The sequence below is a fragment of the Sciscionella sediminilitoris genome (genome assembly GCF_000737195.2).
Lineage (GTDB): Bacteria > Actinomycetota > Actinomycetes > Mycobacteriales > Pseudonocardiaceae > Sciscionella > Sciscionella sediminilitoris.
The window spans coordinates 22,708-38,407 of the sequence record NZ_JALM01000031.1; the positions used below are offsets into that span (position 1 = coordinate 22,708).

Here is a 15,700-nt window from a genome sequence, read left to right on the forward strand (position 1 = left end):
AACACCAAATCTATGTGCGTGATGACCAGCGAACAATGTCGCGATGTTGCGGATGGACATGCAGAATGTTGCGCATGGACGCCACGGATCAGCGAATCATTTCGGCACTGGTGGGCGATGCGCGCGCCAGCTATGCGGAGATCGGCAAGGAGGTGGCGCTCTCGGCGCCCGCGGTGAAGCGGCGGGTGGACCGGCTGCTCGAGCTCGGCGTGCTGCGCGGGTTCACGGCGGTGGTGAACCCGGAGGCGATCGGGCGGGGCACCGAGGCGTTCATCGAGGTGCACTGCCGGGGCAACATCACCCCGGCACGCATCCGGGGCGCGCTGGAGCCGTTCCCGGAGGTGGTCGCGGCGTACACGGTGACGGGTTCGGCGGACGCGATCGTGCACCTGCGCGCGGCGAGCATGCACCACCTGGAGAACGTGCTGGAGCAGGTGCGTGCGCTGGAGATCGTGGACACCACGGTTTCGACGGTGGTGTTGTCCACGCTGTTGGAGCGCCCGCCGATGCCGGAGCGGTAATCTCGCCGACCATGGCTGAGACCCGCGCTGAGATCCGCACCGAACACACCGGGGGCGTCGCCGTGCTCACCGTGCACGACCCGGACCGCCGCAATGCCCTGACCACAGACCTCTCCGCCGAGCTCGCCGAGGCAGTGACCCGCTGCGAGGCCGATGATTCGGTGCACGCGCTGGTGGTCACCGGCGCGGATCCGGCGTTCTGCGCGGGGGCGGACCTCGCCGCACTCGCGGACGCGAGTGAGGCGGCCGAGCAGGAGCGCGGGCTGCGCGCGGTCTATGCGGGCTTCCTGGCGGTCGCCGAGTCACGACTGCCCACGATCGCCGCGGTGAACGGGGCCGCGGTGGGCGCGGGCCTGAATCTCGCGCTGGCCGCCGATGTGCGCATCGCGGGCCCGAAGGCACGTTTCGACGCGCGGTTCCTGAAGCTGGGCATTCACCCCGGCGGCGGGATGACCTGGATGCTGCAGCGCGCCGTCGGCCCCCAGACCGCCCGCGCGATGGTGCTGTTCGGCCAGATCCTGGGCGCCGGGGCCGCGGTGGACGCCGGTCTCGCCCATTCCGTCGCCGAGGACCCGGTCGCCGCCGCGGTGGAGTTCGCCGAACCGGCCACCCAGGCGCCCCGGGAACTGGTACTCGCCACCAAGGCGAGCATGCGCACGACGGCCGCGCTGGACGCGCACGCCGGTGCGGTGGACATCGAGCTGACCCCGCAGGTGGAATCGCTGAACTCGCCCGCGTTCGCCGAGCGCCTTGCGGCCATGCGGGCGAAGATCAGCCATCGCTGACTATGTTAGTTTAGGCTAAGCTAACATAGTCAAGGAGCGCGCGATGACCTCGATCAGGCAGGAGATCCGCCGGATCACCCAGCACGGACAGGGCCCGTTCAGCTGCGAGGTCGAGGTCGAGCGCGTATGGCCGATTTCCCGGGGATTCCGCCGGGTGGCGGTGCACGGCCCGGGACTGGCGCAGTACCGCGACATCTGGCCGGCGGACGCGTTCAAACTGATGCTCCCGGGTAGCGAGCAACCGCTGCCCCGCGCCTACACGGTGCGCAGCTTCGATCCGGAACGCAATCGGATCGAGTTCGACGTCGCCGAGCACCGCGGCGGCCCGGGAATGGCCTGGCTGGAGCGCACCGGACCGGGCGAGGTCGTCGGGTTCGCCGGGATGCGCCACGAGTTCTCCTCGGCCGCCCCGGTCGACCGGCACCTCATCGTGGGCGATGCGAGCGCCCTGCCCGCGGCCGCCGCGATCCTCGAATCACTGCCCCCGGAAGTGCCCGCGCTGGTCTGCCTTTCCACCGCGGAGGAATCGGACAAGGCACTGCTTCCCGAACGCGCACGCACCAGCGTGCACTGGGCGATCGGGCAACCCCGCGAGGCGCTGGCCGAACTGGTGCGCTCGGTCGCCGCACCGCAGGGGCGCACCCAGGCATGGCTGGCCGCCGAGGCGGCGGTGGTGCGCGAGCTGCGCCGGTTCACCCTCGAGGAGTGCGGTGTGGACCGCCAGGACATGCAGGCCCGCGCGTACTGGAAGGCCGGAGTGGACAGTACGGCGATCGATGCGGACAGCATCGTGCGCTATCAGAAGGCCATGGCGGACGGTTTGGACGTCACCGACCCGGATGTGGTCGACCGGATGGAATTCGAAACCGCGGGAGGCTGAACCTCGAGCTAACTGAAGTTCCGTACGACGAAACACGCACGGCGTGATCTCCGACACACAGGTGCTTGTACGACACAATCGATGCAGCGGCACTGACATGCGCTTGGTAGTAGTCACGGCAGGCCCAGCGGGTGGTCACGCGATGATGCAGCACACGATGCGTTTTCCTGCGAAGTGGGAGCACCATGTGCACTCGGTGCGCCTCGAGCGAAGACGGTTAGCATCGACGGTGCGCAAGCAAAGGGTTGGCAACCCTGAGCAGCGGCCCGAGCGTGGAGAGAAGGTACGGGTAAGCGATGAGCCTGAGCGAGGTCGACGAGAAGGTCGGCGACAGTTCGAGCACCAAACTGAACCGGGTCGTGATCCGGTTCGCCGGTGACTCCGGGGACGGCATGCAGCTGACCGGGGACCGGTTCACCTCCGAGGCCGCCTCCTTCGGCAACGACCTCGCGACCTTGCCGAACTTCCCGGCGGAGATCCGCGCCCCACAGGGCACGCTGCCCGGAGTGTCCAGCTTCCAGCTGCACTTCGCGGACTACGACATCCTCACCCCGGGCGATCGCCCGGATGTGCTCGTCGCGATGAACCCGGCAGCGCTCAAGGCGAACCTCGCCGATGTGCCCAAGAGCGGGATCATCATCGTCAACACCGACGAGTTCAACAAGCGCAACCTGACCAAGGTCGGCTATGCCGCGAACCCGCTCGAAGACGGTTCGCTGGAGAACTTCCAGGTCTACGAGGTCGCCATGGGCACGATCACCCAGGGCGCGCTCGCCGAGACCGGGCTCGGCAAAAAGGACGCCGAGCGCTGCAAGAACATGTTCGCCCTCGGCCTGCTCTCCTGGATGTACCACCGTCCGACCGAGGGCACCGAACAGTTCCTGCGGGACAAGTTCGCCAAGAAGCCGGACATCGCCGAGGCGAACATCCTGGCCTTCCGCGCCGGCTGGAACTACGGCGAGACCACCGAGGCCTTCGCGGTCACCTACGAGGTCGCCCCCGCCAAGCTCGCGCCGGGCACCTACCGGCAGATCACCGGGAACACCGCGCTCGCCTACGGAGTGGTCGCCTCGGCCGAACTGTCCAAGCTGCCGGTGCTGCTCGGCACCTACCCGATCACCCCGGCCTCGGACATCCTGCACGAGCTGTCCAAGCACAAGAATTTCAACGTCACCACCTTCCAGGCCGAGGACGAGATCGCCGGGATCGGCGCCGCGCTCGGGCACGCATTCGGTGGCGGGCTGGGCATGACCACGACCTCGGGACCCGGTGTCGCGCTCAAGTCCGAGACCATCGGGCTCGCGGTGATGACCGAGCTGCCGCTGGTGGTGATCGACGTGCAGCGCGGCGGGCCATCGACCGGGCTGCCGACCAAGACCGAGCAGGCCGACCTGTTGCAGGCGATGTTCGGCCGCAACGGCGAATCCCCGGTCCCGATCGTCGCCCCGGCCACCCCGGCCGACTGCTTCGACGCGGCACTCGAGGCGACCCGGATCGCGCTGCGCTACCGCACCCCGGTGATCCTGCTTTCCGACGGCTCGATCGCGAACGGTTCGGAGCCGTGGCTGATCCCGGACGTGGACACGCTGCCCGATCTTTCCGTGCAGTACGCGAACGAGCCCAACGCACCGGACGGTTCCGGGGAGTTCTGGCCCTATCTGCGCGATCCGGAGACCCTGGCCCGCCCGTGGGCCGTTCCCGGGACACCCGGCCTGCAGCACCGCATCGGCGGCCTGGAGAAACAGGACGGCAAGGGCTCGATCTCCTACGACCCGGACAACCACGACGCGATGGTCCGCATCCGCCAGTCCAAAGTGGACGGTATCGAGGTGCCGGATGTGACCGTGGACGACCCATCCGGTGGCGAGGCGAAGATGCTCGTGCTCGGCTGGGGATCCACCTACGGCCCGATCGGCGCGGCCGCACGAAGGGTGCGCGCCAAGGGCATGCCGGTCGCGAGCGCGCACCTGCGCAACCTGAACCCCTTCCCCGCCAATCTCGGGGATGTCCTTCGCCGCTACGAACGCGTGCTCGTTCCGGAGATGAACGGCGGCCAGCTCGCCCTGCTGCTGCGCGGCAAGTATCTGGTCGATGTGCGCTCGTACACGAAGGTAGCCGGGCTGCCGTTCAAGGCAGAGGAACTCGAGCAGGTGTTCACCGACCACATAGGGGAGATCGCATGACCGCGACGGATCTGGGGCTACCGCAGCTCGGTGGGCTCGACCTCGTGCCGAGCACCGAAGAACCGCAGAAGGCCAAGGACTACAAGTCGGACCAGGAAGTGCGCTGGTGTCCCGGCTGCGGTGACTACATCGTGCTCAACACCATGCAGTCCTTCCTGCCCACGCTCGGGCTCAAACCCGAGAACATCGTGTTCATCTCCGGGATCGGCTGCTCCTCGCGGTTCCCGTACTACATGAACACCTACGGGATGCACTCCATCCACGGCCGCGCGCCCGCGATCGCGACCGGGCTCGCCGTCGGCCGCCCCGATCTCTCGGTCTGGGTGGTCACCGGGGACGGGGACGCGCTGTCCATCGGCGGCAACCACCTCGTGCATGCCTTGCGGCGCAACGTGAACATCAAGATCCTGCTGTTCAACAACCGCATCTACGGGCTCACCAAGGGCCAGTACTCGCCGACCTCGGAGACCGGGAAGGTCACCAAGTCCACCCCGATGGGCTCGCTGGACACCCCGTTCAACCCGGTCTCGCTCGCGCTCGGCGCGGAGGCCAGCTTCGTCGGCCGGGCACTCGACTCGGACAAGAAGGGGCTGACCGAGGTCCTCACCGCGGCCGCCAACCACCGTGGTTCGGCGCTGGTGGAGATCTACCAGAACTGCCCGATCTTCAACGACGGCGCCTTCGACATGCTCAAGGACCGGGATGAGGCCGAGCGCCGGATCATCCCGCTGCGCGAGGGGGAGCCGGTCACGTTCGGCCCCGAGTCCTCCGACGGCGAACGCGAGTACGGCGTGGTGCGCGATCCGGAGACCGGCGGACTCACCGTGCGCAAGCTGGCCGAGGTCGGCGTGGAGCAGGTGGTCACGCACAACCCGGCCGCGGCCGATCCCGCCCAGGCGTTCGCGCTCTCCCGGCTCACCGGTTCCGATCTCGCGCACACGGTCACCGGGATCTTCCGCAAGGTGCAGGCGCCGAGCTACGACGACCTCGCCCGCGAGCAGGTCCAGACGGCGATGACCAAGCGCCCTGGTGATCTGCAGCAGCTGTTGCGCGGCAACGACACCTGGACGGTCAGCTGAAGTCTCCGCGTTCCGGCAGCGGTTCCGCGATGCCGTGCATGAGCTGGCGCATCGCGGCCCGCAGCACGGTTCGCTGCTGCGGGCCCTCGTACCGCACCGCAACCCGGTAGGCGGCGGCGAGCGCGGCCGCGGCCACCGCCGGGTACAGCTCGTCCGGTTTGGTGCCGGTGCGTTCGGCGATCACCTCGCGCATCAGCATGCCCGGCTGTTCGAGCGCGGCGTGCAAATGCGGCAGTAGCCCCGGATTCGCGTTCAGCATCTCGGCGATCCCGAGCATCGAGGTCTCGCCCGTCGTTCCTTCCAGTACCGCGTCGAACGCCTGCTCGAGCGATTCGTGCGCCGGTCGCTCCCGCAGTTCCTCGACCGCCTGCCTGGTGGAGAACTGCACCAGCGCCACGATCGCGGCTTCCTTGGTCGCGAAGTAGTTGAAGAACGTGCGCGGGGAAACCCCTGCGGCGCGGGCGATCCCGTCCACGGTGACACCGTCCATGCCGTGTTCGAGCGCGAGCCGCCACGCGTGCTCGGCGATCGTGGTGCGGGTGGCCTGCTTCTTCCGTTCCCGCAACCCTTGCTGGGTCATGGGCGGCAGTTTACCTTTCAATAATATTGCAGTGTATGCAAGATTATCGCTACGGTGGAGGGGACGGATCGCGCGGCCACTGGAGGAGCCATGAGTGTTTCGACCTTCCCAGTACAGCGCGAGACCTTCTTCGATCCGCCACGCGAACTGCTCACCTTCCCGCCCGTGCAGGCGGTGCATCTGGCGGACGGCACCCGCAGCTGGGTGGTGACCGGGCACGCCGAGGTCCGGGCGGTGCTCGCGGATCCACGATTCAGCTCGGACCGCACCGGTGCGGTGACCGCGGACAATCCGGAGCGGGCCCTGCGGCTGCGGGAACTGCGTGAGCGGCGCGGGGAGAGCACCCCGCCCGGTTCCTTCCTCGGCATGGACCCGCCCGAGCACGGCCACTACCGCAAACTGCTGACCAGTCAGTTCACCCTGCGCCGGATGCGCGCCCTGGAGACCAGGATCGCCGAGATCGTCTCCGATCAGCTCGACGAGCTCGCGGGCAGCGGCCAGCCCGCCGATCTGGTCGCGCACTTCGCGATGCCGGTGCCCTCGCTGGTGATCTGCGAACTGCTCGGGGTTCCCTATGCCCGGCGCGCGGAGTTCCAGCACGCCACCAAGACCCTGCTGCGCCGGGATACCGATGTGGACGAGATGGAGCGGACCACGGGTGCGGTGCGCGAGTTCCTGCACGAGCTCGTGCGGGACAAGCGCGGGGCGCCGACCGACGACATTCTCGGCGGGCTCATCGCCCAGTCCGGGCTCAGCGACCAGGAACTCGTGAACATCTCGTTCCTGCTGCTCGCCGCGGGCCACGAGACCACGGCGAACATGCTCGGCCTCGGCACCTTCGCCCTGCTCTGCCACCCCGAGCAGCTGCGCATCCTGCGCGCCGATCCCGGCCTGATGCCGACCGCCGTCGAGGAACTGCTGCGCTACCTGACGATCATCTCCTCGCTCGTGCCCCGGGTGGCCACCGAGGACCTCAGCATCGGGGACACCCTCATCCGCGCGGGGGAGACGGTCGGGCTATCCCTTGCGGCCGCGAACCGGGACAGCGCGCTCACCGAGAACCCCGGCGAGCTGGACGTCAGCCGGGCCCGCACCCACCACCTCGCGTTCGGCCACGGCATCCACCAGTGCCTCGGCCAGCAGCTGGCCCGCTCCGAGATGACCGTCGGGTTCCGCGCCCTGCTCGACCGGTTCGCAACGCTGCGGCTCGCCGTGGCCCCCGAGGAGGTTCCGCTGCGTTCCGATATGACGATCTATGGCGTGCACGAACTGCCCGTCGCCTGGTAAACAAGAGACCTTCACACGAAAGGCATACCCACCACATGAAGATCATCGCCAACACCGAAGTCTGCATCGGCGCCGGGCAGTGCGTGCTGACCGCGGAGAAGTACTTCGACCAGAGCGAGGACGACGGCACGGTCATCGTGCTCAACGAGACCCCGGACGCCGGGGACGAGGGCTCCGTCGAGGAGGCGGTCAACATCTGCCCCTCCGGCGCACTCAGCATCGAGCGCTGAGTTGCGCGCCGCGTCCAGGTCCCTGGACGATCACCGATATCGAGGCGCTTCCGGAGAACGGCAGCCGCCACGAAATTCTGACTCCGGGGGCACTCACCGTGAGTCCTGCGGAAGGCGCGCGGCATCAACGCGCCGCGCGCCGTCTCGCTAACCTCCTCGAAGCCGCGGCGAACGCGGCAGGCGCAGGCGTCGACGTCATCGAAGCGATCAATGTGCGTCATTCGGACGAACGGCTGACCATTCCGGACATCGCCGTCGTCGACCGGGCCGCCGCAGGAAAAGATCCGACATACTTCGTGCCCTGACCCCAGACCATGCCTGCATGTGCAGCGGCTCGGCGGGGGAGCTACGAACAGGTCGCTGCCTACCTGGGCGGCACGGAGCACGCGGTCAACGGGCCGTTCCCGTGCACCTTCGATCCCGCTGACCTGATCCGCCAGGTGATCAGCTGACCCGGCTCAGTTCGGGCGGTCCCAGCTGGTGAATCCGGCCCGCGCGGCATCGTCCACATCGCGGAACCACACCTGCGGCAGCAGCCGGTCGAAGAACGGGGACTGCTCGGTGTGGAACACCATGGACGAGGTGCGCGCCTTCACCCGGAACTCGGGTGCGGGCGCGGAACCGTCCGGGCGAGGCAGGGCGGATCCGGGTCCGAACGGGCCGACCGGGGCGCTGCCCCCGGACTCCGCGTCGAGCTCGGCGGAAGGATCGAACAGCGATCCACCGCCCGCATTGGACGAGGCCGCGGCGAGCGGTCCACCGTCGACCGCAGCGGCGGCCGCTCCGGGGGTGCGCCGGGGCAGGGCTGGTTCGTCGTCCTGAGCGGGCTCCGCGACGGGTTCGGCTCGCTGCTGGGCGGGGAAGGGCTCGGGGAACCCGGTTGCGGCGGGCTCACGCGGCTCGTCAAGGAAGCTGAACGACTGGCCCTGGCTGGACTCTCCGGGCCGCGCCTGCTCGAACTCGCCGGGCTGCAGCCAGGTCATGGCGGAGCTGCCCGTCGGCTCGGGGTGCGCCTCCGGCTCGGGCTCGGGCTCGAAAACCGAGGGCTCGAAGCTCGACGGCTCGGAAGTCACCGGCTCGGCACTGCGCGGCTCGAGGTGCGAGGGCTCGGCGCCCGCGGGATCGAACATGCCCGGATCGCCCGGCCGCTGCTGCGGGGCCTGCGGCTCCGGTTGCGGGGCGCGCTTGGCCAGCTGGTCCGAGAGGCGATCGTTCGGATCGATCCGCACCTCGGGGCGCCACGGCTCCTCGTCCTCTTCCTCCTCGACCAGGTCCCGCGTCTGGCTGCGTGAATCGGGGCCGCCGAAGTCGAAGGCCTCGAGGACGACCGTCTGCTCCTCCGGGCGCTCCTCGGCGATCGGCTGCTTGGTGGCCGGGCGCGGCGGCTCGGGCGGCGTCTCGACCGGTTCAGCGGTCCGCGTCGGCTCGGCCGGGCGCGGCGCCTCCCCCTCGACCGCGGGCGCGGCGAGCGTGGCCACACCCTCGGAGCGCGCGGTCGACGGCCGGCTCACCTTGGGTGGCGCGGTCTGACCCTGCTCCGATGCGCGCCGCCGGGCCTCCCGGTTGGCTTCCTCGGTGCGCCGCGCGAGCTTCTTGCGCAGCGGCAGCACCCCGATCAGCCAGGTGAGCACGACGCCGACGACGAATCCGACAATGGTGAACAGCCATACCTGCACGAAGATCTCCCAGGACATCTCGCAAGTACCTCCTGCCTGAATAAGCAAGTGTGCCCCACCACATGCGTCACCACGATCGGGGTATCAGCCCTATCGGCAAGCACACTGACGGTATTAAGAGGTGAGTCTGCGCCGAATACCCACCGCGAACAGCCTGGACAACCGTCTATCCCGGCAGTTTTTCCCGGCGAATTCTCCCGGCTTACGCATCACGCCTGCTCACCGCTTCACCATCGGAATACGAGTACTAATTACGCCCGGTCGAGGGTAATGGATATCGAATACCCGGACTCGGGGCGGCCATTTTCAGGACGTCCGTTCCACTACGTAATGCGATATCCAGCGCAGCGCGGCGCGGGCGGGCACATCGGGAAGCAGTTCGAGCACATCGAGCGCTCGCTGTGAGTAGTTCTGCAGGGTCTCCTGCGCCCGCCGGATCCCGGAGCTGCCGCGCAGCAGCGCGAGCGCCTCCTCCACGGCCGCGTCCTCGGTGATCGGCCCGGAGAGCAGCTCGACCAGCCGCGGATCGGTGTCCTCGGCGGTGAGCGCGTACAGCATCGGCAGGGTGTGCACGCCCTCGCGCAGGTCGGTCCCGGGAATCTTCCCGGACTCGGTCGATGGCGAGAGGATGTCGATGATGTCGTCGGAGATCTGGAACGCGGCCCCGATGACCTCGCCGTACTCCCGCAGCGCCTCGACGTGCTTGCCCTCGGCACCCGAGCACATGCCGCCGAACCGGCCCGCGGTGGCGATCAGCGAGCCCGTCTTCTGCCCGATGACCGAGAGGTAGTGCGCGGTCGGGTCCTCCCCCTTCTCCGGCCCGATGGTCTCCCGCAGTTCGCCGGTGACCAGTTCGGAGAAGGTCTCCGCGATGATCCGCGCCGCGTCCGTGCCGAGATCGGAGACCAGCAGCGAGGCCTTCGCGAACAGGAAGTCCCCGGTGAGGATGGCCACCGTGTTGTCCCAGCGCGCGTTCGCCGATGCGGCGCCCCTGCGGATCTCGGCCTCGTCCACCACGTCGTCGTGGTACAGCGTCGCCAGGTGCACCAGTTCGACGGCGGCGGCCGCGGTGTAGACGTCCTCGCGGCCCGGTTCGCCGAACTGCGCCCCGAGCAGGGTGAGCAGCGGGCGGATCCGCTTGCCGCCGGCGTCGGCGAGATGGCGCGCCGATTCGGAGAGCAGCTCGACCTCGCTGGCCACGGCCTCGTGCAAGGTCTCCTCGATACGGACCAGCCCCCGCCGAATCGAAGCGGCGAGATCAGGGTCGATCTCGTCGAGCGGCAGCCGGTCGTCCGGGGTGGTCATCGTCGCGCGTCATCCTTACTAGTCAGCACCTCTTATCCCGATCATTCAGGACAAAATTGCTCGCGCCAACCGATGTGCCGCTACACACCCCTTAGATGGGAGGCGCGTCACACGACGAAACCACCGGTACCCGCCCAGTCGAGCATGAACGAGGGGTACACGCCGAGCAGCAGGGTCACGAGCGTGCCAAGCGTAATCGCCGCCGTCGTGTACATGCCAGGCAAGGTCACCGTGGGCCCGTCGGCGGCGGGCTCGGAGAAATACATGAGCACGATCACCCGCAGATAGAAGAAGGCGGCGATGGTGCTCGCGATCAGGCCGAGCACCACCAGCGGGGTGATACCCGCGCTCATGCCCGCGGAGAACACCACGAACTTGCTCACGAATCCACTCGTCAGCGGGATCCCGGCGAGGGCGAGCAGCAGGAAGGTGAAGATCCCGGCCAGCAGCGGGGACCGTTTCCCGAGCCCGGCCCAGGAGGACAGGCTGGTGGACTCGCCGCTGCCGTCCCGCACCAGGCTGACCACACCGAACGCGGCGATCGTGGTGAACCCGTAGGAGATCAGGTAGAACAGCGTGGCCCGGATCCCGCTCCCGTCCAGTGCGAGCACGCCGACGAGCAGGAATCCCGCGTGCGCCACCGAGGAATAGGCGATCATCCGCTTCACATCGGTCTGGGTGATCCCGAGTATCGCGCCGAGCAGCATGGAGATGCCCGCCACGACCCACATGATCGTCTGCCATTCCCAGTGCGTCGAGCCGAAGGCCACCATCAGCACCCGCAGGATCGCGCCGAAGGCGGCCACCTTGGTGCACGCGCCCATGAACGCGGTCATCGGGGTCGGCGCGCCCTGGTAGACATCCGGGGTCCAGGTGTGGAACGGCCCGACGGAACCCTTGAACAGCAGACCGATCAGCAGCAGCCCCATGCCGAGGAACAGCAGCGCGTCCGAACGGTTCGTGCCCCCGGCCGCGTTCGCGATATCGGCCAGCTTCACCGAGTTCGCGTAGCCGTAGAGCAGCGCGACCCCGTAGAGGAAGAAGGCCGAGGCGAACGCGCCGAGCAGGAAGTACTTCACCGCGGCTTCCTGGGAGAGCAGCCTGCGCCGCCTGGCGAGCCCGCACATCAGGTACAGCGGAAGGGAAAGCACTTCGAGCGCGACGAACATGGAGAGCAGATCGTTGGCCGAGCAGAAGATCATCATTCCGGCCAGCGAGAACAGCGCGAGCGGGAACACCTCGGTCTGCATGCTCGACCGGTTCGCCTGTTCCTTGTCCAGCAGGGTTCCCGGGCGGATCCCGGCCTGGGCGACGAAGGCACCGCCGGGTTCGACCACGCGGTCCGCGATGAGCAGGATCGAGCCCAGCCCGAGCGCGAGCAGGGTGCCCCAGAGGAACAGCGCGGGCCGGTCCACCGCGATACTTCCGGCGAAGGTCGAGGTGTTCTGCGGCCCGGTGTACAGATACGCGCCGAGCGCGATCGCGGCGACCACGATCGCCAGCAGGGACAGCACCACCTGGACCGCCCAGCGCTGGCTGCGCGGCACGAACGCCTCGAGCAGCACACCGATGCAGGCGGCACCGAGGATGATCAGGATGGGCGCGACGCCCGCGTAGTTGATATCCGGCAGCGATGCTGGCGCGGCAGCCATGAGGTCCCTCATTTTCCTTGCACCCCAACAGAACTCAATGTATCGGCCACCGCGGGCCCTACCTTGTCCAACAGCGGCTGCGGATAGAAACCGAGTCCGATCACGAGCACGAGCAGCGGGGCGAGCACCCAGCGTTCCCGAACACCGAGATCACCGAATCCCTTGCGTGCGCCCACATCCGGGCGCATCGCGGCACCCGGCCCGCCGGAGAGGCCGACCAGCGCGTCCCCGCGAACCGGCCCGGTGAACACCCGCTGGTAGAGCCAGAGCACGTACAGCGCGGCGAGCACCATGCCGACCGCGGCGAAGATCGTGAACGCGGGCTGGCTCGGATATGCCCCGAGCAGCACCAGGAATTCGGAGATGAACGAGTTCGTCCCGGGCAGCGAGAGCGTGGTCAGCCCTGCGATGAAGAAGGCACCCGCGAGCAGCGGGGTGACCTTCGCGAGCCCGCCGTAGTCCGCGATGCGCGCCGATTTCCCGCGTGCGGCGAGCATGCCGATCACGATCAGGAACATGCCCGTGGAGATCGAGTGATTGACCATGTAGGTCACCGAGCCGACCCCGGACTGCTGGGTGAACGCGAACACGCCGAGCGCGATGAATCCGAAGTGGGCCACCGAAACATAGGCGATGAACCGTTTCATATCGCTTTGCCCCGCGGCGAGCAGCGATCCGTAGAGCACCCCGATCACCGCGAGCGTGAGCACCAGCGGGGCCAGGGTTTTCGAGGCCTCCGGGGTGAGCGGGATCGAGTAACGCAGGAAACCGAACACTCCTACCTTGTCCAGCACGCCGACCAGCATCACGCCCGCCGCGACCGGCGCCTCCCTCGTCGCGTCCGGCAGCCAGGTGTGCAGCGGGACGAGCGGGGCCTTGATCGCGAACGCGGCGAAGAACCCGAGGAAGATCCACACCTGCACGTGCAGCGGGGCGTGCGAGACGATCGAGGTCAGCTTCATCCAGTCGAAGGTGCCCTGACCGGTCGCGGATTCCGCGTACACATAGGCCCCGATCGCGCCACCGAGCATGAGCAGCCCGCCGAGGAAGGAGTAGAGGAAGAACTTCACCGCCGCGTACTGCCGGTTGTTCCCGCCGAACCGCCCGATCAGGAAGTACATCGGGATCAGCATGATCTCGAAGAGCACGTAGAAGACGAACACGTCGGTGGTGGCGAACACCCCGATGGTCAGCGCCTCCATCAACAACAGCAGCGAGAAGAAACCCGAGTGGCTGCGGCCCTCGGCGAGCTTCTCGGTCCACGAGCCACCGATCACGATCGGCGAGAGCACCGCGATCATCAGCACCATCACCATCGCGATCCCGTCGATCCCGAAGGCGATGTTGATGTCGAAATCCGGGATCCAGGGCACCGAGAAGGCCATCTGGATCCGCGCCCCGTCCCCGTGGAAGGAACCCCACATGCAGGCCGCGAGCGCGAATTCCACCAGCGAGATCCCGAACGCGGTGAACTTCGCGGCCCGCTGGTCCCGGAGGAGCGCGACGATCAGGCTGCCCGCGAGCGGGATCAGCAGCAGCGCGATGAGCAGCCAGGAGTGCTGGGAGGAGGACTGAATCATGCGTACCTCACCATTAGCAGTGCGCCGATCAGAACTACTCCGCCGGCGAGCATGGAAAGCGCGTAGGAGCGCACGAAACCGGTCTGCAGCTTGCGTAATCGCCCGGAACTACCGCCGAACAGCGCGGCCGTGCCGTTGACCAGTCCGTCCACGCCCTTGTTGTCCAGCCAGACCAGGAACCGGTCGAGCCAGATACCCGGACGCGCGATGAGGGCTTCGTTGAGCGCGTTCCCGTACAGATCCCTGCGCGCCGCGCGCACGATCCCGGAGACGTTCTCCGGGCGCTCGACTGGGATGTCCTTGCTACGACCGAAGATCAGCCAGGCGACGAGCACCCCGATCGCGGCGAGCACCAGGGTTCCGATGGTGATCAGCAGTTCGGGGATCGGATGGGATTCCGCGGTGGACAACCGGCCCAGTGTCGGCGAGAGGTAGTTCACCACGCGGTCGCCGAGCACGAAGAACGCGCCCGCGCCGAGTGAGCCGATCGCGAGCAGCACCATCGGCACCCACATCACCGGTTTCGCCTCGTGCGGGTGGAATTCCCGGTCGTCCGCGGACCGCAGTTCCTTCCACCTCGACTTGCCGAAGAAGGTCATCAGCATCAGCCGGGTCATGTAGAACGCGGTGAGCGCGGCGCCGATCGCCCCGGCGAGCCCGAACACCCAGCCACGCCAGCCGCCCGCGCCGAAGGCCGCCTCGATGATCGCGTCCTTGGTGTAGTACCCGGAAAGGAAGGGGAACCCGATGAGCGCGAGATAGCCGAGCCCGAAGGTGACGAAGGTGATCGGCAGCTTCCGCCACAGGCCGCCGAACTTACGCATGTCCACCTCGTCGTTCATGGCGTGCATGACCGAACCCGCGCCGAGGAAGAGCCCCGCCTTGAAGAAACCGTGCGCGAGCAGGTGGATGATGCCGAGCGCGTAGCCGAACGGCCCGAGCCCGACACCGAGCATCATGTACCCGATCTGGGAGACCGTGGAATAGGCGAGCACCTTCTTGATGTCGTCATAGGCACAGCCCACGATGCACCCGAGCAGCAGGGTGAACGCCCCGATGAGGGTGACCACGAGCCTGCCGGTCTCGGTGAGATCGAAGATCGGGTTCGAGCGCGCGACCAGGTACACGCCCGCGGTGACCATGGTGGCCGCGTGGATCAGCGCGGAAACCGGGGTCGGGCCCTCCATCGCGTCCGGGAGCCAGGCCTGCAAGGGGAACTGGCCGGACTTGCCGCAGGCGCCGAGCAGCAACAGCAGCGCGATCGCGGTGGCCGTGCCCGGGGAGAGTTGACCGGCGCGGGCGAAGACCTCGGTGTACTGCGTGCTGCCGAGGTTGGCCCACAGCAGGAAGATCGCGATCGCGAGGCCGACGTCCCCGACCCGGTTCATCAGGAAGGCCTTCTTGGAGGCGGTGGCCGCGGAACGGCGATCCGAGTACCACCCGATGAGCAGGTAGGAGGCGAGCCCGACACCTTCCCAGCCGAGGTAGAGGGTGATGAAGCTGTTGCCGAGCACCAGGATCAGCATCGAGAACACGAACAGGTTCAGGTAGCCGAAGAACCGCCGCCGGTCCCGGTCGTCGTCCATGTACCCGATCGAATAGATGTGGATCAGCGCGCCGACCCCGGTGATCAGCAGCACGAACACCATGGACAGCGGGTCCAGCCGCATGCCGAACTCCACCTGCAGCGAGCCGACGTCGATCCAGTCGAACAGGTGCAGGTTCAGGGTGCGCTGATCCGGCGGAGCACCGAGGCTGGTGAAGAACAGCACCAGCCCGACGGCGAACGCGGCGGCCACGGTGAGCACACCGAGAATGTGGCCCCAGGCGTTCGTCCTGCGCCCACCGAGCAACAACACGAGCGCGCCGAACGCGGGCAGCGCGAACAGCAGCCACGCGAGCGACATGGTGCCGCTCGCCTGCTGCACCGTTTCTGATGCGG

At 67.8% G+C, this 15,700-nt stretch carries 14 protein-coding genes; 8 read left to right on the top strand and 6 right to left on the bottom strand.

Features of this window, described 5'->3' with window-relative positions; all coding sequences use genetic code 11:
- Positions 1-74 precede the first annotated feature (74 nt).
- The 5 genes from AD72_RS14540 to AD72_RS14560 all read left to right on the top strand — a co-directional run bounded on the left by AD72_RS14540 (position 75) and on the right by AD72_RS14560 (position 5,448).
- Positions 75-521 (top strand): Lrp/AsnC family transcriptional regulator, encoded by a 447-nt coding sequence (locus AD72_RS14540; protein WP_031467037.1) that lies wholly within the window; start codon positions 75-77, stop codon positions 519-521.
- An 11-nt stretch (positions 522-532) separates the two neighbouring features.
- Positions 533-1,306 (top strand): enoyl-CoA hydratase, encoded by a 774-nt coding sequence (locus AD72_RS14545; protein WP_031467038.1) that lies wholly within the window; start codon positions 533-535, stop codon positions 1,304-1,306.
- Positions 1,307-1,349: 43 nt separating this feature from the next.
- On the top strand, positions 1,350-2,186 hold the full coding sequence (locus tag AD72_RS14550) for a siderophore-interacting protein (protein ID WP_031467039.1): 837 nt from the start codon (positions 1,350-1,352) through the stop codon (positions 2,184-2,186).
- A 296-nt stretch (positions 2,187-2,482) separates the two neighbouring features.
- Positions 2,483-4,369: a 2-oxoacid:acceptor oxidoreductase subunit alpha gene (locus tag AD72_RS14555; RefSeq protein ID WP_031467040.1), complete on the top strand. Its 1,887-nt coding sequence runs from the start codon at positions 2,483-2,485 to the stop codon at positions 4,367-4,369.
- Positions 4,366-5,448 (top strand): 2-oxoacid:ferredoxin oxidoreductase subunit beta, encoded by a 1,083-nt coding sequence (locus AD72_RS14560; RefSeq protein WP_031467041.1) that lies wholly within the window; start codon positions 4,366-4,368, stop codon positions 5,446-5,448. Before AD72_RS14555 ends, AD72_RS14560 begins: the two co-directional genes overlap by 4 nt.
- Here AD72_RS14560 and AD72_RS14565 read toward each other — a convergent pair.
- Entirely contained in the window at positions 5,441-6,028 is a 588-nt protein-coding gene (locus AD72_RS14565) for a TetR/AcrR family transcriptional regulator (protein ID WP_037345872.1), read from the bottom strand. The genes AD72_RS14560 and AD72_RS14565 overlap by 8 nt on opposite strands.
- Positions 6,029-6,118: 90 nt before the next feature.
- On the opposite strand from AD72_RS14565, the gene AD72_RS14570 reads away from it, so the two are divergent.
- From AD72_RS14570 to AD72_RS14580, 3 genes are read left to right on the top strand one after another with little or no spacing between them, the layout of a single operon-like run.
- Positions 6,119-7,315 carry a cytochrome P450 gene (locus tag AD72_RS14570; RefSeq protein ID WP_031467043.1) on the top strand — a complete coding sequence of 399 codons (1,197 nt, stop codon included), beginning with the start codon at positions 6,119-6,121 and terminating at the stop codon, positions 7,313-7,315.
- A 35-nt stretch (positions 7,316-7,350) separates the two neighbouring features.
- Positions 7,351-7,545 carry a ferredoxin gene (locus AD72_RS14575; RefSeq protein ID WP_031467044.1) on the top strand — a complete coding sequence of 65 codons (195 nt, stop codon included), beginning with the start codon at positions 7,351-7,353 and terminating at the stop codon, positions 7,543-7,545.
- Between the two features lie 38 nt (positions 7,546-7,583).
- Positions 7,584-7,850: a Uma2 family endonuclease gene (locus tag AD72_RS14580; protein ID WP_255357156.1), complete on the top strand. Its 267-nt coding sequence runs from the start codon at positions 7,584-7,586 to the stop codon at positions 7,848-7,850.
- A 153-nt stretch (positions 7,851-8,003) separates the two neighbouring features.
- Here the strand turns inward: AD72_RS14580 and AD72_RS14585 are convergent, their stop codons facing one another.
- The 5 genes from AD72_RS14585 to nuoL form a co-directional block, all read right to left on the bottom strand.
- On the bottom strand, positions 8,004-9,239 hold the full coding sequence (locus AD72_RS14585) for a sunset domain-containing protein (RefSeq protein ID WP_031467045.1): 1,236 nt from the start codon (positions 9,237-9,239) through the stop codon (positions 8,004-8,006).
- A gap of 288 nt (positions 9,240-9,527) precedes the next feature.
- Positions 9,528-10,526 (bottom strand): polyprenyl synthetase family protein, encoded by a 999-nt coding sequence (locus AD72_RS14590; protein WP_037345873.1) that lies wholly within the window; start codon positions 10,524-10,526, stop codon positions 9,528-9,530.
- 107 nt (positions 10,527-10,633) lie between these two features.
- Positions 10,634-12,178 (bottom strand): NADH-quinone oxidoreductase subunit NuoN, encoded by a 1,545-nt coding sequence (gene nuoN / locus AD72_RS14595; RefSeq protein WP_231644837.1) that lies wholly within the window; start codon positions 12,176-12,178, stop codon positions 10,634-10,636.
- 8 nt (positions 12,179-12,186) lie between these two features.
- On the bottom strand, positions 12,187-13,758 hold the full coding sequence (locus tag AD72_RS14600) for an NADH-quinone oxidoreductase subunit M (RefSeq protein WP_031467048.1): 1,572 nt from the start codon (positions 13,756-13,758) through the stop codon (positions 12,187-12,189).
- Positions 13,755-15,665 carry an NADH-quinone oxidoreductase subunit L gene (gene nuoL, locus AD72_RS14605; RefSeq protein ID WP_031467049.1) on the bottom strand — a complete coding sequence of 637 codons (1,911 nt, stop codon included), beginning with the start codon at positions 15,663-15,665 and terminating at the stop codon, positions 13,755-13,757. The genes AD72_RS14600 and nuoL overlap by 4 nt, the downstream gene beginning before the upstream one ends.
- Positions 15,666-15,700: the final 35 nt, after the last annotated feature.